Annotated in this window: 15 protein-coding genes; 13 read left to right on the top strand and 2 right to left on the bottom strand. The window is 68.5% G+C overall.

Annotated elements, in window-relative coordinates:
• The first annotated feature begins 52 nt into the window (after positions 1-52).
• Together OG254_RS17105 and clpX are read left to right on the top strand one after the other, a co-directional pair.
• Positions 53-733: an ATP-dependent Clp protease proteolytic subunit gene (locus tag OG254_RS17105; protein ID WP_351191566.1), complete on the top strand. Its 681-nt coding sequence runs from the start codon at positions 53-55 to the stop codon at positions 731-733.
• 179 nt (positions 734-912) lie between these two features.
• Positions 913-2196, top strand: a complete 1284-nt coding sequence (gene clpX, locus OG254_RS17100; protein WP_147999245.1) for an ATP-dependent Clp protease ATP-binding subunit ClpX — start codon at positions 913-915, stop codon at positions 2194-2196.
• Positions 2197-2267: 71 nt separating this feature from the next.
• Here clpX and OG254_RS17095 read toward each other — a convergent pair whose 3' ends face one another.
• Complete coding sequence (locus OG254_RS17095) at positions 2268-3257, bottom strand: hypothetical protein (protein ID WP_405582660.1); 990 nt, start codon at positions 3255-3257, stop codon at positions 2268-2270.
• 136 nt (positions 3258-3393) lie between these two features.
• Between OG254_RS17095 and OG254_RS17090 the strand changes: the two genes are divergently transcribed.
• The 11 genes from OG254_RS17090 to OG254_RS17040 all read left to right on the top strand — a co-directional run bounded on the left by OG254_RS17090 (position 3394) and on the right by OG254_RS17040 (position 19136).
• On the top strand, positions 3394-6018 hold the full coding sequence (locus tag OG254_RS17090; RefSeq protein ID WP_405582657.1) for a valine--tRNA ligase: 2625 nt from the start codon (positions 3394-3396) through the stop codon (positions 6016-6018).
• Positions 6019-6213: 195 nt separating this feature from the next.
• The gene (locus OG254_RS17085; protein WP_405582654.1) at positions 6214-7716 is read left to right on the top strand and encodes a bifunctional folylpolyglutamate synthase/dihydrofolate synthase; all 1503 of its coding nucleotides are present in this window, start codon (positions 6214-6216) and stop codon (positions 7714-7716) included.
• 9 nt (positions 7717-7725) lie between these two features.
• On the top strand, positions 7726-8082 hold the full coding sequence (locus OG254_RS17080) for a DUF4233 domain-containing protein (protein ID WP_147999241.1): 357 nt from the start codon (positions 7726-7728) through the stop codon (positions 8080-8082).
• 65 nt (positions 8083-8147) lie between these two features.
• Complete coding sequence (ndk, locus tag OG254_RS17075; RefSeq protein WP_030052239.1) at positions 8148-8561, top strand: nucleoside-diphosphate kinase; 414 nt, start codon at positions 8148-8150, stop codon at positions 8559-8561.
• Between the two features lie 279 nt (positions 8562-8840).
• On the top strand, positions 8841-9860 hold the full coding sequence (locus OG254_RS17070) for a rod shape-determining protein (protein ID WP_004931372.1): 1020 nt from the start codon (positions 8841-8843) through the stop codon (positions 9858-9860).
• A gap of 189 nt (positions 9861-10049) precedes the next feature.
• Positions 10050-11099, top strand: a complete 1050-nt coding sequence (mreC, locus tag OG254_RS17065) for a rod shape-determining protein MreC (RefSeq protein ID WP_405582651.1) — start codon at positions 10050-10052, stop codon at positions 11097-11099.
• A 13-nt stretch (positions 11100-11112) separates the two neighbouring features.
• Positions 11113-11793 carry a rod shape-determining protein MreD gene (mreD, locus tag OG254_RS17060; protein ID WP_351191555.1) on the top strand — a complete coding sequence of 227 codons (681 nt, stop codon included), beginning with the start codon at positions 11113-11115 and terminating at the stop codon, positions 11791-11793.
• A 151-nt stretch (positions 11794-11944) separates the two neighbouring features.
• The gene (gene mrdA, locus OG254_RS17055; protein WP_405582649.1) at positions 11945-14206 is read left to right on the top strand and encodes a penicillin-binding protein 2; all 2262 of its coding nucleotides are present in this window, start codon (positions 11945-11947) and stop codon (positions 14204-14206) included.
• Positions 14203-15399, top strand: a complete 1197-nt coding sequence (gene rodA, locus OG254_RS17050) for a rod shape-determining protein RodA (protein WP_405582646.1) — start codon at positions 14203-14205, stop codon at positions 15397-15399. The genes mrdA and rodA overlap by 4 nt, the downstream gene beginning before the upstream one ends.
• A 174-nt stretch (positions 15400-15573) precedes the next feature.
• Entirely contained in the window at positions 15574-17082 is a 1509-nt protein-coding gene (locus OG254_RS17045; RefSeq protein ID WP_405582643.1) for a CHAD domain-containing protein, read from the top strand.
• Between the two features lie 80 nt (positions 17083-17162).
• The gene (locus OG254_RS17040; RefSeq protein ID WP_405582640.1) at positions 17163-19136 is read left to right on the top strand and encodes a TIGR03960 family B12-binding radical SAM protein; all 1974 of its coding nucleotides are present in this window, start codon (positions 17163-17165) and stop codon (positions 19134-19136) included.
• Positions 19137-19550: 414 nt separating this feature from the next.
• Here OG254_RS17040 and OG254_RS17035 read toward each other — a convergent pair whose 3' ends face one another.
• Positions 19551-20663, bottom strand: a complete 1113-nt coding sequence (locus tag OG254_RS17035) for an endonuclease/exonuclease/phosphatase family protein (protein WP_405582637.1) — start codon at positions 20661-20663, stop codon at positions 19551-19553.
• Between the last annotated feature and the right edge of the window lie 292 nt (positions 20664-20955).

Genomic DNA, 20955 nt, shown 5'->3' with positions numbered 1-20955 from the left:
AGGCCCCCGCACAGCCCCCCGCCGACCGCCTGAGCCCCTAGGAGACAGAACAGTGAACGACTTCCCCGGCAGCGGCTTGTACGACGGCGCGCGCGCCGAGTACGCGGGCCCCGTGGCCGAGTCCCGGTACGTCATCCCCCGCTTCGTCGAGCGCACCTCGCAGGGCATCCGCGAGTACGACCCGTACGCGAAGCTCTTCGAGGAGCGCGTGATCTTCCTCGGCGTGCAGATCGACGACGCTTCCGCCAACGACGTCATGGCGCAGCTGCTGTGCCTGGAGTCGATGGACCCCGACCGGGACATCTCGGTCTACATCAACAGCCCCGGCGGCTCCTTCACGGCGCTCACGGCCATCTACGACACGATGCAGTTCGTGAAGCCGGACATCCAGACGGTCTGCATGGGCCAGGCGGCCTCCGCCGCCGCGATCCTGCTGGCCGCCGGCACGCCGGGCAAGCGCATGGCGCTGCCGAACGCGCGCGTGCTGATCCACCAGCCGTACAGCGAGACCGGCCGCGGCCAGGTCTCCGACCTGGAGATCGCCGCCAACGAGATCCTCCGGATGCGTGCGCAGCTGGAGGAGATGCTGGCCAAGCACTCCACCACGCCGATCGAGAAGATCCGCGAGGACATCGAGCGCGACAAGATCCTGACGGCCGAGGACGCGCTGGCGTACGGGCTGATCGACCAGATCATCTCCACCCGGAAGATGAACAACGCCGACGTTCGCTGACGCGGACCGGTATTGTCTGCTGCCCCTTGGCACGGTTTGGGACGGTGCACGTCAAAGTGAACCGCGCCAAGGGGGGCCCGAACGGGGGGCCAGGCAAGGTACCGTCGACATAAGGCAGCACCAGGAGCCGCTGGATTCGAAAACGTCCAGGCGTCTCCCAGGCGAAGGGGAAGCACACCGTGGCACGCATCGGTGACGGCGGCGATCTGCTCAAGTGCTCGTTCTGCGGCAAGAGCCAGAAGCAGGTCAAGAAGCTCATCGCAGGCCCTGGTGTGTACATCTGCGACGAGTGCATCGATCTCTGCAACGAGATCATCGAGGAAGAGCTCGCTGAGACCAGCGAGGTGCGCTGGGAGGAACTCCCCAAGCCCCGCGAGATCTACGAGTTCCTCGAGGGCTATGTGGTCGGCCAGGAAGCGGCCAAGAAGGCGCTCTCCGTCGCCGTCTACAACCACTACAAGCGCGTCCAGGCCGGCGAGAACGGCGGCGCCCAAGGCCGCGACGACGCGATCGAGTTGGCGAAGTCCAACATCCTCCTGCTGGGCCCCACGGGCTCCGGCAAGACGCTGCTCGCGCAGACGCTGGCGCGCATGCTGAACGTCCCGTTCGCCATCGCCGACGCGACCGCGCTGACGGAAGCCGGGTACGTCGGCGAGGACGTCGAGAACATCCTGCTGAAGCTGATCCAGGCGGCCGACTACGACGTCAAGAAGGCCGAGACCGGGATCATCTACATCGACGAGATCGACAAGGTCGCGCGGAAGAGTGAAAATCCGTCGATCACGCGAGACGTCAGCGGCGAGGGCGTCCAGCAGGCCCTGCTGAAGATCCTGGAAGGCACGACGGCCTCGGTCCCTCCGCAGGGCGGCCGCAAGCACCCGCACCAGGAGTTCATCCAGATCGACACGACGAACGTCCTGTTCATCGTGGGCGGCGCGTTCGCGGGCCTGGAGAAGCTCATCGAGTCCCGGGCCGGCGCCAAGGGCATCGGCTTCGGCGCGACGATCCGCTCCAAGCGCGAGCTGGAGGCCAAGGACCAGTTCGAGGACGTCATGCCCGAGGACCTGGTCAAGTTCGGCATGATCCCCGAGTTCATCGGCCGCCTCCCCGTCATCACCTCGGTCCACAACCTGGACCGCGAGGCCCTGCTCCAGATCCTGGTGGAGCCGCGCAACGCGCTGGTGAAGCAGTACCAGCGCCTCTTCGAACTCGACGGCGTGGAGCTGGACTTCGAGCGCGAGGCCCTGGAGGCCATCGCCGACCAGGCCATCCTTCGCCAGACCGGCGCCCGCGGCCTGCGCGCCATCATGGAGGAAGTCCTCCAGGGCGTGATGTACGAGATCCCGTCCCGCAAGGACGTGGCCCGCGTCGTCATCACGGCGGACGTCGTCCACTCGAACGTGAACCCGACGCTGATCCCGCGCGACGCACGCCGCGGTCCGGGGGAGCAGAAGTCGGCGTAGCCGCGACCACGAACACGCGAAGGGGCCCCGGTCAACCGACCGGGGCCCCTTCGCAGTTGACGCTTCGGGCGTCAGGCCTTGACGCGGATCTCCGCCCGGACCTTCGTGGTGATGTCCACGGCGACATCCTTGGCGATGCCCTTGGTGGTGTCACCCGGCGACACCATCGCGATGGTGCTGTAGTCCGCCCACGCGCAGAACCAGTCCGTCTTCTCCTTCTTGGTGGCCGGGTCGGTGCCCTTGGCGGCCTGGCACTTCATGACCGCGCCGTCGAGGTCGACGGACTCGGCCTCGCCGACCAGCTCGGTCTTGCCCGCCCCGGAGGAGCTGCTGGAGGAGGACTTCTTGAAGTCGGTGAAGAACTTGTCCAGCGCCGCCTCGGGGTCGGCGACCTCGCCGTAGGCGCCGAAGTACGTGATGCCCTTGGCCGTCGCGAGCTCGGAGAGATCCGGCGTGGTGCTCGGGTCGCTGGGGTCGTAACCGCTCAGGTCCGCCGTCGAGTAGACGCCGACGACGCTCTCGCCGTTCTTGACGCCGCTCTTCTCCAGGTCCTTGGCGGTGTCGTTGGAACCGCCGATGGACTCGCCGACCTTGCTGGCGCGCGTGTACTCGCTGAGCAGCTTCTCCGGCGTGGCCAGCTTGTGCGCCCCGTCGTCCTCGAGGTTGCCCGCGCCGCCGCCGCGGCTGCCGCCGAGCACGAAGTACGCGCCGACGCCGATCGCGACCACGACCGCCACCGCGCCGATGATCAGGCCGGTCTTCTTGCCGCCGCCACTCGGCGCCGGCGGCTGCGGCATCCCGTACGGTGCCTGGCCGTACGGCTGCTGCTGGGGGTAGCCGGGCTGCTGCTGGCCGTACGGCTGCTGGGGCGGGGCGCCCTGCGGGGGCTGCTGCGGGTAGCCGTACCCGGGCTGGGCCGGGGGAGCCTGCTGGGGGTAGCCGTAGCCGGGCTGGGGCGCCTGCGGCTGCTGGCCGTAGGGACCGGGCTGCTGAGGCTGCCCGCCGTACGGACCGGGCTGCTGGGGCTGCCCGCCGTACGGGCCCGGCTGGTTGTAGCTCATTTCTGGGTTCCCCTCCAGATGCTTATGTGTTCCTGACATCCTGGCGCAGACACAGGCAACGCATGGCATCGGGGTGCCCACCGTTACAGAACAAACGCGTTTCGGGACACGCCCGCGACACCTCTAAACTGGGCGCGTGACCGAGAACGCTCAGCAGCAGCCACCAGCGCCCGACACCGAACTGCCGACCCAGTACGCGCCGGCCGATGTAGAGGGGCCGCTGTATGAGCGCTGGGTAGAGCGTGGGTACTTCGAGGCGGACGCGAAGAGCGACAAGCCGCCGTACACCGTCGTCATCCCGCCGCCGAACGTCACGGGCAGCCTGCACCTCGGGCACGCCTTCGAGCACACCCTCATCGACGCGCTGACGCGTCGTAAGCGCATGCAGGGGTTCGAGACGCTGTGGCAGCCCGGCATGGACCACGCCGGCATCGCCACGCAGAACGTCGTCGAGCGTGAGCTGGGGAAGGAAGGCAAGTCCCGGCACGACCTCGGGCGTGAGGCGTTCGTCGAGCGCGTCTGGCAGTGGAAGGGCGAGTCCGGCGGGCAGATCTCCGGGCAGATGCGCCGCCTCGGTGACGCTGTCGCCTGGTCCCGTGAGCGCTTCACCATGGACGAGGGCCTGTCCCAGGCCGTCCAGACCATCTTCAAGCGGCTCTACGACGACGAGCTCATCTACCGCGCCGAGCGCATCATCAACTGGTGCCCCCGCTGTCTGACCGCCATTTCGGACATCGAGGTCGAGTACCAGGACGACGACGGCGAGCTCGTCTCCATGAAGTACGGCGACGGGGACGAGACCATCGTCGTCGCCACCACCCGTGCCGAGACGATGCTCGGTGACACCGCCGTCGCCGTCCACCCGGACGACGAGCGCTACAAGCACCTGGTCGGCAAGCTCATCAAGCTGCCGCTGACCGAGCGCTCGATCCCGGTCGTCGCCGACACCCACGTCGACCCCGAGTTCGGCACCGGCGCCGTCAAGGTCACCCCGGCCCACGACCCGAACGACTTCGAGATCGGCCAGCGGCACAACCTGCCGGCCATCACGATCATGGACGAGCATGCGGGCATCACCGCCCACGGCCCCTTCCAGGGCCTGGACCGCCTGGAGGCCCGCTCCGCCATCGTCGCCGCGCTGCGCGCCGAGGGCCGGATCGTCGCCGAGAAGCGGCCGTACGTCCACTCCGTCGGCCACTGCTCGCGCTGCAAGACCACCATCGAGCCGCGCCTGTCCATGCAGTGGTGGGTCAAGGTCGGCCCGCTCGCCAAGGCCGCCGGTGACGCGGTCCGCGACGGCCGCGTCAAGATCCACCCGCAGGAGATGGAGAAGCGGTACTTCGACTGGGTCGACAACCTCCACGACTGGTGCATCTCGCGGCAGTTGTGGTGGGGTCACCGGATCCCGGTCTGGTACGGCCCGAACGGCGAAGTCGTCTGCGTGGGACCGGACGAGGAGCCGCCCACCGGCGAAGGCTGGCACCAGGACACCGACGTCCTCGACACCTGGTTCTCCTCCGGTCTGTGGCCCTTCTCGACCCTCGGCTGGCCCGAACAGACCGAGTCGCTCGCGAAGTTCTACCCGAACTCCGTCCTGGTCACCGGCTACGACATCCTCTTCTTCTGGGTCGCCCGGATGATGATGTTCGGCCTGTACGCGATGGACGGCACCCCGCCGTTCCACACCATCGCCCTGCACGGCATGGTCCGCGACCAGTTCGGCAAGAAGATGTCGAAGTCCTTCGGCAACGCGGTCAACCCGCTGGACTGGATGGACAAGTACGGTTCCGACGCGCTCCGGTTCACCCTCGCGCGCGGCGCCAACCCCGGCGTCGACGTCCCGATCGGCGAGGACTGGGTCCAGGGCTCCCGCAACTTCGCCAACAAGATCTGGAACGCGACCCGCTTCGCGCTGATGAACGGCGCGACGGTGGACGGTCCGCTGCCCGACCCGTCGGCGATGTCCTCGACCGACCGCTGGATCCTGTCCCGCCTGAACTCGGTCGTCGCCGAAGTCGACGCGTTCTACGAGGACTTCCAGTTCGCCAAGCTGTCCGACGCCCTCTTCCACTTCGCCTGGGACGAGGTCTTCGACTGGTACGTCGAGCTGTCCAAGACGACGTTCCAGGCGGGCGGCGAGCCGGCCGAGGTCTCCAAGCGCGTCCTCGGCGAGGTCCTCGACGTCACCCTGAAGCTGCTGCACCCGGTGGTCCCGTTCGTCACGGAGACCCTGTGGACCACCCTCACCGGCGGCGAGTCGATCGTGATCGCCCAGTGGCCGAGCGACAGCGGCTTCCGTGACCAGGGCGCCGAGCGGGAGATCGAGTCGCTCCAGTCGGTCATCACCGAGGTCCGCCGCTTCCGCGCCGACCAGGGCCTGCAGCCGGGTCAGCGTGTCCCGGCCCGGCTGACCCTGGACGGCACGGCGCTGGCGCCCCACGAGGCCGCCATCCGCCAGCTGCTCCGCCTCCAGCCGGAGGGCGAGGGCTTCTCGGCGACGGCGACCCTCCCGGTCGCGGGCGCCACGGTCGCGCTGGACCTGTCCGGCACGATCGACGTGGCGGCGGAGCGCAAGCGCCTCGCGAAGGACCTGGCGGCTGCCGAGAAGGAGAAGGCCCAGGCCAACGCCAAGCTCGGCAACGAGGCCTTCCTGGCGAAGGCCCCGGACAACGTCGTGGAGAAGATCCGCGGCCGCCTCGCGAAGGCGGACGAGGACATCGCGCGGATTGCGACACAGCTGGAGCGCCTGCCGCAGGCGTAGGTGGTTCTACGGCCATGAGGCCCCCGGTGCTGTCAGGCGCCGGGGGCCTGCGCGTACGTCAGGGGCGCGGGGCCCGATCGATATGCGGCTCCGCCGCGTGGGCGCGACCAGCGACAACGGACCAGCAGCCGCCCGACAACCCAGGACACCCCACTCCATGGGCGCACTGTCAGTAGCCCTCCGTAGACTGACCCCGTGAGCGACCAGAACGAGCCCGACCCCCTCGACCCCTTCGAAGAGATCATCGCGGCCGAGACCGACCGGGACCCGGACCTCGCCGTCATCGAGGCCGGCAGCCGAACCCTGCGCACCCAGGGCGGCGGGCCGGAGGCAGACGTGCCCGCGCGCCCCGAGGACCCCGAGGTCGACAAGGCCCTGCGCGAGGTCGAGGCAGACCTGGCGACCCGCTGGGGCGAGACCAAGCTGGAGCCCTCGGTCACCCGCATCGCCGCGCTCATGGACGTGCTCGGTGAGCCGCAGCGGTCGTACCCCTCGATCCACATCACCGGCACCAACGGCAAGACGTCGACGGCCCGCATGATCGAGGCCCTCCTCGGCGCCTTCGAGCTGCGCACCGGCCGCTACACCTCGCCGCACGTCCAGTCGATCACCGAGCGGATCAGCCTCGACGGCGCATCGATCTCCGCCGAGCGCTTCATCGAGACGTACAACGACATCAAGCCGTACATCGAGATGGTCGACTCCTCGCAGGAGTACCGCCTGTCCTTCTTCGAGGTGCTCACGGGCATGGCGTACGCCGCTTTCGCGGACGCGCCCGTCGATGTCGCCGTCGTGGAAGTGGGCATGGGCGGCTCCTGGGACGCCACCAACGTCATCGACGGTGATGTCGCCGTCGTGACGCCCATAGACCTCGACCACACCGACCGGCTGGGGTCCACTCCGGGTGAGATCGCCGTCGAGAAGGCCGGCATCATCAAGCAGGACGCCACCGTGATCATGGCCCAGCAGCCGGTGGACGCCGCGCAGGTGCTGCTGAAGAAGGCCGTGGAGGTCGACGCCACCGTCGCCCGCGAGGGCCTGGAGTTCGGGGTCGTCTCGCGCCAGGTCGCGGTCGGCGGGCAGCTCGCCACCCTGCGCGGACTGGGCGGTGAGTACCCCGAGGTGTACCTGCCGCTGCACGGCGCGCACCAGGCGCACAACGCCGCCGTCGCCCTCGCCGCCGTGGAGGCGTTCTTCGGCGTCGGCGCCGCGCGCCCAGAGTCGCTGGAGATCGACACGGTCCGCAAGGCGTTCGCGGCCGTCGCCTCGCCGGGCCGTATGGAGGTCGTACGGCGTTCTCCGACCGTCGTGCTGGATGCCGCCCACAACCCGGCGGGCGCGCGGGCGACCGCCGAGGCGATTCAGGAGGCCTTCGACTTCAGCCGCCTGATCGGGGTCGTGGGCGCGAGCGGCGACAAGAACGTGCGCGAGCTGCTGGAGGCCTTCGAGCCGATCTTCGCCGAGGTCGTCGTCACGCAGAACTCCTCCCACCGCGCCATGGACGCCGACGAACTGGCCGCCATCGCCGTCGAGGTGTTCGGCGACGAGCGCGTCCAGGTCGAGCCGCGGCTGCCGGACGCCCTGGAGGCCGCGATCACGCTGGCCGAGGAAGAGGGCGAGTTCGCGGGCGGCGGTGTGCTGGTCACCGGGTCCGTCATCACGGTCGGCGAAGCCCGGCTGCTGCTGGGGAAGGGCTGAGTCCGAAAGATGCGTACGCTCTGTTCCTCGACCCTGATCGGCGAGTTCTTCGTCATCGGCTTCGCCGGTCTGGTCGCGATGAAGGATCCCGACCTGGCCATGTCGACGGTGTGGACGGTCAGCGGGATCGCGATGTTCCTGTGCCTGCTGCTGTGCGGCCTGGTGACCCGCCCCGGCGGCGTCGCCCTCGGCTGGGCCCTGCAGATCGCCCTCATCGCGTCCGGCTTCATTGTTCCCACGATGTTCTTCCTGGGCGCGATCTTCGCGGCACTTTGGTGGGCTTCGGTGCACTACGGCAAGAAGGTCGACGAGGCGAAGGCGAGATTCGCCGCGCAGGCCGACTCCTCCACACCTGACGCTGCGTAACGGGTGCCCAGACACGCCCTGTAGCCTCATCCCACCGCACACCAGCAGTAAGAAGGAGCCCTCCCGTGACTCAGCGCACCCTCGTCCTGCTCAAGCCCGACGCAGTCCGCCGCGGCCTGACCGGCGAGATCATCAGCCGTATCGAGCGCAAGGCCGGCTGGCAGATCACCGCGCTGGAGCTGCGCACGCTGGACCAGGAGACCCTGGAGCAGCACTACGGCGAGCACAAGGGCAAGCCCTTCTACGAGCCGCTGGTGGAGTTCATGGCCTCCGGCCCGGTCGTCGCCCTGATCGTCGAGGGCGAGCGGGTCATCGAGGGGCTGCGTGCCCTCGCCGGTCCGACCGACCCGATCGCCGCCGCGCCGGGCTCCATTCGCGGCGACTTCGGTGTGATCGTCCGCGAGAACCTCATCCACGCCTCCGACTCCGAGGAGTCCGCCGAGCGCGAGGTGAAGATCTTCTTTCCGGGGCGTGCGTAACCCCTTCGTAGTTGAACGGAGAGGGTGCGGAGATTGAATCTCGGCACCTGAGTGCATACCAAATGCATATGCGCGGCGATCGAGGGAACGAGTGCCCCCGATGGCCCGTCTCCACAAGCGAGGCGACTCGCCATCTGCTGACAATGGCGAAGACCCTCCCGCAGTGTTCGTGCAGGCGCGTCTACGATGGAAGCCTTCACATCACAGCACCAACTTCGCCGTCCTGAAAAGCCGTCAAATGCTCCCAGGAAGGCCAGACGAATCCTGATGGGGAACTCAATGTCGTTCATCGGCCGTGACATGGCTGTCGACCTCGGGACCGCCAACACGCTGGTGTACGTCAGGGGTCGCGGGATCGTACTCAACGAGCCGTCCGTGGTCGCGATCAACACCAACACCGGTGGCATCCTCGCGGTCGGCGCCGAGGCGAAGAAGATGATCGGGCGCACGCCCGGCAACATCGTTGCCGTACGTCCGCTGAAGGACGGCGTGATCGCCGACTTCGAGATCACCGAGCGGATGCTCCGCTACTTCATTCTGAAGATCCACAAGCGCCGGTATCTGGCTCGTCCGCGGGTCGTCGTCTGTGTGCCCTCCGGCATCACCGGCGTCGAGCGCCGCGCCGTCATCGAGGCGTCGTCCCAGGCCGGCGCCCGCCAGGTGCACATCATCGAGGAGCCCATGGCCGCGGCCATCGGCTCCGGCCTGCCGGTCCACGAGGCCACGGGCAACATGGTGGTCGACATCGGCGGCGGCACCACGGAGGTCGCGGTCATCTCCCTCGGCGGCATCGTCACCGCCCAGTCCATCCGCGTCGCGGGCGACGAGCTGGACAACGCGATCATCCAGCACATCAAGAAGGAGTACTCGCTCCTGCTGGGTGAGCGGACGGCCGAGCAGATCAAGATCACGATCGGTTCGGCGTACGACCTCGATGCTGACGAACACACCGAAATCCGCGGCCGGGATCTCGTCTCCGGCCTGCCGAAGACCGTCGTCATCTCCGCCGCCGAGGTGCGCAAGGCCATCGAGGAGCCGGTCAACGCCATCGTGGACGCGGTGAAGACGACCCTCGACAAGTGTCCGCCGGAGCTGTCCGGCGACATCATGGACCGAGGAATCGTTCTGACCGGCGGTGGCGCCCTGCTGCGCGGCCTCGACGAGCGCCTGCGCCGCGAGACCGGTATGCCGATCCACATCGCCGAGGACCCGCTGGACAGCGTGGCGCTCGGTTCCGGCAAGTGCGTCGAGGAGTTCGAGGCGTTGCAGCAGGTGCTGGACGCCCAGCCGCGCAGATGACGTAACTCTTCGGTTCCGCCGTACGGGATGATCTCCTCTCGTACGGCGGATCGTTGATATAGAGGCATAAGATCCCCGAAGAGCCTCGAAACTTCTCATACAACTCCGCGTACCAACTCCGTATACAGAACCCATCGGGTTGACCGGGGGTTTCCCGAATTCCTATGAGGAAGGGCACGGCCGCCGCACGTGAGGGACACACGAGAGAGCCGGCTGCTCCTGGTGCTGCTGATCGCCATCGCGTTCGCGTTGATCACGGTGGACATCCGCGGCGGTGAGGATTCGCCGGTCGACGGTGCCCGCCAGGCCGCTGCCACGGTCTTCGGCCCGATCGAGAACGGCGTGTCGGCCGCGGTGAACCCGGTCGGCAACGCGGTCGCCGCGATCCGTGACTCCGGCGAGCGCCACGACCGGCTCGCCCAGCTGGAGCAGGAGAACGCCGCCCTCAAGGCGAAACTCGGCAGCGACGACCGGGACCGCAGCCGGCTGAACCAGCTGGACAAGATGCTGAAGATCGCGGGCAAGGGCCAGTACGGCATCAAGGGCGCCGAGGTCATCGCGATAGGAGCGGCCCAGGGGTTCTCCTGGACCATCACCATCGACGTCGGCGCGAACGACGGCATCCAGCGCGACATGACCGTCCTGAACGGCGACGGGCTGGTCGGACGCGTCACCACCGTCGGCCCGAACACCGCGACCGTGCTCCTCGCCAACGACCCCGACTTCACCGTCGGCACGCGCATGGAGTCCACCGACGAGCTCGGCTTCGCCTCCGGCCAGGGCGACCGCCCGCTGCGCGTCGAACTCCTCAACGGCAAGGCCGAGGTGAAGAAGGGCGACCGGCTCGTCACCTTCGGCTCGCAGGCCGACAAGCCCTTCGTGCCCGGCGTCCCCGTCGGCGTCGTCTCCCGCGTCGACCCCTCCGGCGGCGACCTGACCCGCACCCTCTACGTCACGCCGTACGTCGGCTTCTCCAAGCTCGACGTCGTCGGCGTCGTCGTCCAGGCCCCCGCCAAGGACCCGCGCGACACGGTGCTCCCCGCCAAGCCTCGGCCGACCCCCAGGCCGACCGTGACGGTCACCGTCACACCGGGCGCCGAGGTGCCGGAGGACGGGCAGGAGCAGCCGCAGGCGGACGGGCAGGACCAGCCGCTGGCCGACGGTCAGTACGAGCCCCGGTTCGACGGCCAGTATCAGCCTCCGGGCGACGCACAGAACCAGTACGAGCAAGAGCAGTAGGAGCTGAAGCCCGATGCGCGTCAACCGAATCCTGCTCTCCTCCGCTCTGGTCGTCGTCGCCCTGGTGCTCCAGGTCAGCGTCCTGTCCCGGCTGCATCTGCCGGGCGCCGTCCCCGATCTGCTGCTGCTCACCGTCCTGGGCCTCGCCATGGTCTACGGCCATGTCGGCGGCGCCCTCGTCGGCTTCGGCGCCGGACTGCTGGCCGACCTCGCCCCGCCCGCCGACCACGCCGCCGGCCGCTATGCGCTGGTGCTCTGCGTCATCGGCTACCTCGCAGGGCTCATCAAGCCGGACAACGGCCGGCTCAAATCGGCCACCGGACCGATGGTCGTCGTGTTCGTCGCCGCGATCGGCACGACCCTGCTGTACGCGGGCGTCGGCGCCCTCGTCGGGGACACCGCGGCCCGCCATGTCGGCCTCGGCAGCCTGCTGTTCACGGCCGCGCTGTACGACCTGCTGCTCGCGCCGTTCGTCGTCCCCGGGATCATGGCGCTGGCCCGGCGCGCGGAGAACGACCCGCTCGCCGACAGCAACTCCCAGGCCAAGAAGGCCGACATCTCCTCCGGCTGGCTCTCCGGCGGCACCGGCCTGCGCATCGGCGGCCAGCGCGGCGGGTTCGGCGGCCTGAAGGGGAAGGCGGTCAAGGCGCGAACGGCACGCGCCGGGCGCATCAAGGGGGTCAAGCGACTGTGAGAACAGGGGAGTTCACCCGGACGGGTGAGTCCGGGGGGAACCGAGCCTCGCGGGCCGGTCGTTCATCACTCGTACGCACACAGTCGTACACACACAGTCGTAGTCGCACCGGTACTCGGGCCGGCCATCGCACCGAGAGGGGGAGGCAGCCGTGACCAACATTCCCGAGACCGGCCGGACGCCACGCGTCCAGATCCGGCTCGTCGTCATCCAGATCCTCGTCCTCTCCCTCCTCGGCACCCTCGGCGGGCGCCTTTGGTACCTCCAGATCCGCGAGGGCGACGCCTACGCCAAGGAGGCGTCCGGCAATCATGTCCAGCAGGTCGTACAGCCCGCCGTGCGCGGCTCGATCCTGGACGCACGCGGAGTGCCGCTTGCCGACAACGAGACACGGCTGGTGGTCTCCGCCTCCCGCACCGACCTGCTGAAGATGCCGGACGACGGCAAGGCCGTCCTGGCCAAGCTGGCCGGCGTGCTGGGCATGAAGCCCAAGGACGTCATGGAGAAGGTCCGGCTGTGCGACGCCGAAACGCCGCAGCCCTGCTGGAACGGCTCGCCGTACCAGCCCATCCCCATCACCGACGAGGCCACCGCCAAGCAGGCCCTCCAGATCCGTGAGCGTGCCGAGGACTTCCCCGGCATCACCGCCGAGCCCCAGGCCGTGCGCCGCTACGCGGGCCCGGGCAAGTCCAACACCGCCCAGGTCCTCGGTTATCTCTCGCCGGTCACCGACGAGGAGCTCCAGAAGGCCCAGGACACCGACTCGCCCTACCTGCGTTCCGACCAGGTCGGCCGCTCGGGCCTGGAGCGCCAGTACGACAAGGAGCTGCGCGGCAAGGCCGGCGTCACCCGCTACGAGGTCGACAACCTCGGCCGGGTCATCGGCCAGGCCCAGGCCGACGCCGCGCAGCCCGGCTCCAACCTCGTCACCAGCATCGACGCCCGAGTGCAGCGGGTCGCCGAGTACGAGCTGAACGACGCGATGAAGAAGGCCCGCCAGGAGTGGGACCGCAACACGAACGAGCCGTACAAGGCCGACTCGGGCGCGGTCGTCGTGATGGAGGCCAAGACCGGCCGCATCGTCGCCATGGCGTCCAACCCGACCTATGACCCGAACGCCTGGGTCGGCGGCATCTCCGCCAAGGACTACAAGACGCTGACGGGCAAGGCCTCCAACTACCCGCTGCTCAACCGGGCGATCCAGGGCCAGTCGGCGCCCGGCTCGGTCTTCAAGGTGGTCCCGACGGCCGCCGCGGTCAACGCCGGCTACTCCTTCGACGGCCCCTACCAATGCTCCAGCTCGTACTCGATCGGCGGCCAGGTCTTCAAGAACTTCGAGTCCAAGGGATACGGCCCGATCAGCCTGGGGCGCGCCCTTGAGGTCTCCTGCGACACCGTCTTCTACCGGCTCTCCCACGAGGAGTGGAAGCGGGACGGCGGCACCAAGCCGAAGAAGAACGCCAACGACTGGTTCTACAAGACGGCCCACCAGTTCGGCCTGGGTGCGGAGACCGGCATCGACCTGCCCAACGAGGTCACCGGCCGCATCCCCGACCGCCAGTGGAAGCAGGACTACTGGAAGGCCAACAAGGACGCCTGGTGCAAGTACGGCAAGAAGGGCGGCTCGTACGCGGAGGTGATCGCCTACGAGAACTGCCTCGAAGGCAACCGGATGCGCGCCGGTGACTCCGTCAACTACTCCATCGGACAGGGCGACACGCTCGTCACCCCGATCCAGATGGCCACCATCTACGCGGCGATCTCCAACGGCGGCACCCTCTACGACCCCACCGTCGGCAAGGCCATCGTCAGCGCCGACGGCAAGGCGGTCGAGGAGATCAAGCCCCAGTCGCACGGCAAGCTGCCGATAAGCCGCAAGACGCTGGCCGAGATGGACGAAGCCCTTGAGGGCGTGGCAACCCGAGGTACCGCCGCCTGGCGTTTCGCGGACGTCGGCTGGCCGCAGGACAAGATCCCGATGCACGCCAAGACCGGTACCGCGGAGGTCTACGGCAAGCAGACCACCTCGTGGTTCACGACGTACACCAAGGACTACGCGGTCGTCATGACGATCTCCCAGGGTGGTACGGGTTCCGGTGCCTCGGGTCCGGCCGTGCGCAACATCTACGACGCGCTGTACGGCGTCTCCGACGACGGCACGATCAACAAGAAGAACGCGCTGCTGCCCACGCCGCAGAAGAACCTGCCGAAGGTCCGCACGGACGGCACCTTGACCTCGCCGAAGGTCTCGAAGGACCCGGCGAAGGAGCAGCGGGCCAGCCAGGGGGGCGAGGACGACACCGACGAGCCGCAGCTCGCCGGGACGGCGGCGACGCCGACGGCCGAGAACCGGGACACCCGGCGCCGGCGACGCGGGGGCCGTAGGCGGGGAAGCCGGAGGATGCTCACATGACCGGCAACAGTTTCCAGGTCTCCGGGTACGGGCCGGAACGGGCGGGCTGGACCCGTCTGTTGGCCCGTGACTCGCTCGCCCGCCGGCTCGACTGGCCGATACTGCTGTCGGCGATCGCCCTGTCGCTGATGGGTGCGCTCCTGGTCTTCTCGGCGACCCGCAACCGCACCGAGCTCAACCAGGGCGACCAGTACTACTTCCTGATCCGGCACGTCCTGAACACCGGGATCGGGCTCGCGCTGATGATAGGGACCGTGTGGCTGGGCCACCGCGCCCTGCGCACGGCGGTGCCGATCCTGTACGGCCTGTCGGTGTTCCTGATCCTGCTGGTGCTCACCCCGCTGGGCTCCACCATCAACGGCGCCCACTCCTGGATCAAGCTCCCCGGCGGCTTCTCGCTGCAGCCCTCGGAGTTCGTGAAGGTCACGATCATCCTGGGCATGGCGATGCTGCTGGCGACGCGAGTGGACGCGGGGGACAAGCAGTACCCGGACCACCGCACAGTGGTGCAGGCGCTGGGCCTGGCCGCCGTGCCGATGCTGATCGTCATGCTGATGCCCGACCTCGGCTCGGTCATGGTCATGGTGGTGATCGTGCTGGGCGTGCTGCTCGCGTCCGGTGCTTCCAACCGCTGGGTCTTCGGACTGATCGGGACGGGCACCATGGGCGCGATCGCGGTCTGGCAGCTGGGCGTCCTGGACGACTACCAGATCGCCCGCTTCGCCGCCTTCGCCAACCCCGATCTCGACCCGGCGGGCGTCGGCTACAACACCAACCAGGCACGCATCGCGATCGGCTCCGGCGGGCTCACGGGCTCGGGGCTGTTCCACGGCTCGCAGACCACCGGCCAGTTCGTGCCGGAGCAGCAGACCGACTTCGTCTTCACCGTGGCGGGGGAGGAGCTGGGCTTCCTCGGCGGTGGGCTGATCATCGTCCTCCTCGGCGTGATCCTGTGGCGGGCCAGCCGTATCGCTCGGGAGACGACCGAGCTGTACGGGACGATCGTCGCGGCCGGGATCGTGGCGTGGTTCGCCTTCCAGGCCTTCGAGAACATCGGGATGACCCTGGGGATCATGCCGGTGACGGGACTGCCGTTGCCGTTCGTCTCCTATGGAGGATCGTCGATGTTCTCGGTGTGGGTGGCCGTGGGGTTGTTGCAGTCGATCAGGGTCCAACGTCCGATGTCGGCGTGACAGCCGCAGTCGGCTGAGACAGGTGAGACAGGTGTTACCGGGCGGCACGGGGTCACCGTGCCGCCCGTGGCATTGAGTGATTCGGTCGACCTCTCGGTCTTCACCCCCCGTTTGCCTGCGGTTCATGGCTGGTAAGCCCTGTCATCTCGTCGTGACTCCGATTAGATTCGGGTCATGGCGGACACGAAGCGCGAAATCGAGCGGAAGTATGAGTCCGACGACAGCGGCCTGCCCGATCTGACCGGCGTCGCCGGCGTGGCTGCCGTCGTCGACAAAGGTGTCGCGCATCTGGACGCCACCTACTACGACACCCCGGACGAGCGCCTCGCCGCGGCGTCGATCACCCTGCGCCGCAGAACGGGCGGGTCGGACGCGGGCTGGCATCTGAAGTTCCCCGTCGCCCAGGGGGTGCGGGACGAGATCCAGGCCCCGCTGGCGGACAGCTTGCCCCGTTCGTTCGCGGGGCTCGTGCGTTCCCGGGTGCGGGACGCCGAGCTGGTGCCCGTGGTCCGGCTGCGCTCCGACCGCGATGTGCGTGAGCTCATGGACGCCGACGGGCGGCTGCTGGCCGAGGTCGGCGTGGATGCCGTACAGGCCGAGCGCCTGAGTGGGGACGGTGGCACCGTTCAGTGGACCGAGATCGAGGTCGAGCTGGCCGACGGCATCGATCCGGCGTTCCTGAACAAGGTCGAGAAGCGGTTGAAGAAGGCGGGAGTGCGGCCGTCGTCGTCCGCGTCGAAGCTGCAGAGGGCGCTGGAGGAGACGGCCCCGAAGAAGAAGCGGGGCAAGAAGGCCCCGGCGGCCGAGGAGCCGGTGACCGCCGGCGATCACGTCCTCGTCTATATCCGCGCCCAGCGGGACGCCATCGTCGAGCTCGACCCGGCCGTGCGGCGGGACGTGTACGACTCGGTGCACAAGATGCGGGTCGCCACGCGCCGGATGCGCAGCGCCTTCAAGACGTACGGCAAGGTCCTCGACCGTGCGGTGACCGACCCGATCGGCGAGGAGCTGAAGTGGCTGGCCGGGGAGCTGGGCGTCGACCGGGACCAGGAGGTGCTGACCGAGCGGCTGACGGCCGCCCTCGGCGAGCTGCCGCGGACCCTGATGTCCGGGCCCGTCCGCACCCGGCTGCGTACCTGGTCGAAGGCCCGCAGCGGGGGATCGCGACGGCGACTGCTCGCTGTGCTCGACGGCAAGAGGTATCTCCAGCTGCTGGAAACCCTCGACGCCCTGGTCGCCGACCCGCCCCTGCTGGAGGCGGCCGGCGGCAAGCCGGAGAAGGTGATCGGGAAGGCCGTACGCAAGGACTTCTCGAAGGTGTCCGTGCTGGTCGAGCAGGGGCTGGACACGGAACGCGGGCACGACCGGGACCTCTCGCTGCACGAGGCGCGCAAGAAGGCCAAGCGGGCGAGGTACGCGGCGGAGTCGGCGGTCCCGGTGCTGGGCGACCCCGCCGGTGGGCTGGTGAAGTCGATGAAGAGCCTGCAGAACCTGCTCGGCGACCACCAGGACAGCGTGATGACCCGGGAGGCGTTGCAGGATCTGGCGCGGCAGGCGCATGGCGCGGGGGAGCCCTCGTTCACGTACGGGTTGCTGTACGGGCGTGAGGAACGGCGCGCGGTCGAGGACGAGGCCGAGCTTCCGGGGCTCTGGAAGGAGATCAAGAGCGGGACGAGCATTTGAGCGTGCGGGGGGCCGTCGCGATCGCGTTAGGGTAGATGGTCATCCCTGTCAGTTCAGTCCAGCTCACGAAGGTTCGCGAGATGCCTGCCGAAGCCGCTGCGGTCACCGAGTCCGTGTTCCCGCAGCTCGAAGCTCTGCTCCCGCACGTGCAGAAGCCGATCCAGTACGTCGGCGGAGAACTCAACTCCACGGTCAAGCCGTGGGAGTCCTGCGACGTCCGCTGGGCGCTCATGTACCCGGACGCGTACGAGGTCGGGCTGCCCAACCAGGGCGTCATGATCCTCTACGAGGTGCTGAACGAGCAGGATCGCGTCCTCGCCGAGCGCACGTACAGCGTGTGGCCGGACCTGGAGGCGTTGATGCGGGAGCACGGCGTCCCGCAGTTCACGGTGGACAGCCACCGGCCGGTGAAGGCCTTCGACGTGTTCGGTCTGTCCTTCTCCACCGAGCTCGGCTACACCAACATGCTGGCGGCCCTGGACCTGGCGGGCATCCCGCTGGAGTCCAAGGACCGGACCATCGACGACCCGATCGTCCTGGCCGGCGGCCACGCGGCCTTCAACCCCGAGCCGATCGCCGACTTCATCGACGCCGCCGTCATCGGCGACGGCGAGCAGGCCGTGCTCGACATGACGCGGATCATCCGCGAGTGGAAGGCGGAGGGCCGGCCGGGCGGCCGCGAGGAGGTCCTGTTCCGCCTGGCGAAGACGGGCGCGGTGTACATCCCGGCGTTCTACGACGTGGAGTACCTCCCCGACGGCCGTATCGCCCGTGTCGTACCGAACAAGAGCGGTGTCCCGTGGCGTGTGTCGAAGCACACCGTGATGGACCTCGACGAGTGGCCCTACCCCAAGCAGCCGCTGGTCCCGCTGGCCGAGACCGTCCACGAGCGCATGTCGGTGGAGATCTTCCGCGGCTGCACGCGCGGCTGCCGCTTCTGCCAGGCCGGCATGATCACCCGCCCGGTCCGTGAGCGTTCCATCACGGGCATCGGCGAGATGGTCGAGAAGGGCCTGAAGGCGACGGGCTTCGAGGAGGTCGGCCTGCTGTCCCTCTCCTCGGCGGACCACTCCGAGATCGGCGACATCGCCAAGGGCCTGGCGGACAGGTACGAGGAGGACAAGATCGGCCTGTCCCTCCCCTCCACCCGCGTGGACGCCTTCAACGTCGACCTGGCGAACGAGTTGACCAGGAACGGCCGCCGTTCGGGCCTGACCTTCGCCCCCGAGGGCGGCAGCGAGCGCATGCGCAAGGTCATCAACAAGATGGTCTCGGAAGAGGACCTGATCCGGACCGTCTCCACGGCGTACGGCAACGGCTGGCGCCAGGTGAAGCTGTACTTCATGTGCGGCCTGCCGACGGAGACGGACGGCGACGTGCTCCAGATCGCCGACATGGCGATGAGCGTCATCGCCGAGGGCCGCAAGGTCTCCGGCCAGAACGACATCCGCTGCACTGTCTCGATCGGCGGCTTCGTGCCGAAGCCCCACACCCCCTTCCAATGGGCCCCGCAGCTGTCGGCCGAGGAGACGGACGCACGCCTGGAGAAGCTGCGCGACAAGATCCGCGGCGACAAGAAGTACGGCCGCTCGATCGGCTTCCGCTACCACGACGGCAAGCCGGGCATCGTCGAGGGCCTCCTGTCCCGGGGCGACCGCCGCATCGGCGCGGTCATCCGCGCGGTCTACGACGACGGCGGCCGCTTCGACGGCTGGCGCGAGCACTTCTCGTACGACCGCTGGATGAGCTGCGCGGACAAGGCGCTGGAGCCGTTCGGCGTGGACGTCGACTGGTACACCACCCGCGAGCGCACCTACGAGGAGGTCCTCCCCTGGGACCACCTCGACTCCGGCCTCGACAAGGATTGGCTCTGGGAGGACTGGCAGGACGCCCTCGACGAGACCGAGGTCGAGGACTGCCGGTGGACGCCGTGCTTCGATTGTGGGGTGTGTCCGCAGATGGATACGCACATCCAAATCGGGCCGACCGGGAAGAAGTTGCTGCCCCTTACGGTCAAGAACGCTGCGTCGGCGCCGAGCGGTCACGTGCACTGAGGTGGGCGAGGCGCTCGATCGGGTGCTTGAAGCCTTGGCGGGGCTGGGTGAGGACGAGGTAGCTGCTGGCCCGGGAGACGGCTCGCAGATCGACTCCGGGTGGGGTGGGTCTGAGTCGTTCCCGGATCATGTCGTGTTGTGTGTTACCAGCTGAGCCACTTCCCCGGTCGGGAAGGGCTCGTGCTGTCTGTGGTGGGCCAGCCCGTGCGGTGGCGGGCCAATCGTGGCCGCATCCGATTTCTGGTCAGGGTTGCATCAAAACGCAGGTGTGAGCGTTCAGGGATTTCCCCACGATCGAGGCCTCGAGCGTCACGTAATTCCCCAGGCGGAGGCTCCCCATGGCGAAGGAGTGCCCGTTCGGGGGCGTGATGGGGCAACCCCTCATGAAGGGCCCTACTCCTGTGCGGGTGTCGTTCAACGCAGCAGGAGCACGCTCCTGACTCCGGCGTGGTCGGAGGGCCACAGTCCTGACGGAGTGCGGTCGGCCTGGGTGTCGCCCACCCGGTTGCTGGCCAGTGCGGTGACGTTGCCGCGGAAGAGCACGTAGTCGATGCGCTGGGTGAGGCTGGACGTGGGGTTGATCAGGTTGGCGGCCTGGCAACAGGTGAAGCCGGGGTTGCCGGGGCGGGTCGCGGTCCAGGCGTCGGTGAAGCCGGCGGCCAGGAGGTGGTTGTAGGTCTGGGTGGCGGTCCCCGGTGTTGCGCCGACTCCGCCGGCGGCCGAGTTGAGGTCGCCGAGAAGCACGGTGGGGAGTGTGGTGTTCAGCGGGCCGGTGAGCAGTTCGTCGGCCTGTGCTTCCTGGACGGTGGGAGAGGTGGGCTCCAGATGGGTGGTGACCACCCGGGTGGTGTTGCCGCGCACGGTGGCGTCGGCAGCGACCCAGCCGCGCTCGACCCGGATGGGGACGTTGCCGGGCGGAACGCAGCCGAACAACGGGCGGCAGATGGGCACGTGGGCCTGGAACCGGGCCGCCTGAGGGCTGGCCACGGAGAAGACGCGCGCGGGCAGGTCGGTGCGGGCCAGGAGCACGTCGCGGTCGGTGAGCCGGATGTCCTGCAGGCCGCCGCCGGGCAGGGAGCGCGGTGCCTCGAAGTCGCTGCCGACGGTTACGGTGGCCACGGCCGCGTAGTGCTTGCCCCGGGAGGCAAGCTTGTCGAGCAGGATCTGCAGGAAGTCGTACTCGACGTGGGTGGCGCTGCCCGGTCCGGCTGGGGTCTGGCTGCGCCACAGGACGGCTTCCTGGAGGCCCACGAGGTGGGGGTCGCTGTCGGCGATCTCGTCGGCCAGTGCCTCGGCGCGCTCGGGGAAGTTCGTCGCCTGGACGTTCGCGTAAACCGCGGTCACCGCGGCGACGAGCGCTTGTGGGTTACCGGCGGCGAGGACGGGCGCGAGGTCGGCACCCAGGTAGAGGTTGCGGGTCATGACCCGCAAAGGGGCGGGGGCCTCGGCGGCCGAGGCCGCAGTGAGTGACGCGGGTGTGAGGAGCAGGAGCGCGCCCAGGACGGCTGTGAACCAACGGCGAATCATACAAAGCAGACCTTTCGGTGCATATGCGGGCGAAAGTGCCTATCTTCGGCAACAGCTAAGGCGGCCGGACGCGATGTGTCGATCCAGGTGTAGGCCGGGTAGCCGAAGCTCTCCGCAAGGAAGGGCCGCTCTGATGGACGGATGGTGCCGACGGAGTCGGGTCCGGGATCCCCATGGGAGGCACGCGAACGTCTGGCTGGGGAATTACGTGACCGTCCACAGCAGGCTGCCAATGGCAGGGACATGCCCGATGTATGACCGTCGCACTTGGCTGAGCATGCTGGAGCGGACC

It is taken from the genome of Streptomyces sp. NBC_01092, from assembly GCF_045039535.1.
GTDB lineage: Bacteria > Actinomycetota > Actinomycetes > Streptomycetales > Streptomycetaceae > Streptomyces.
The sequence above is the reverse complement of the archived record's forward strand: the minus strand, read 5'-3'. Positions and strand labels throughout refer to the sequence as shown.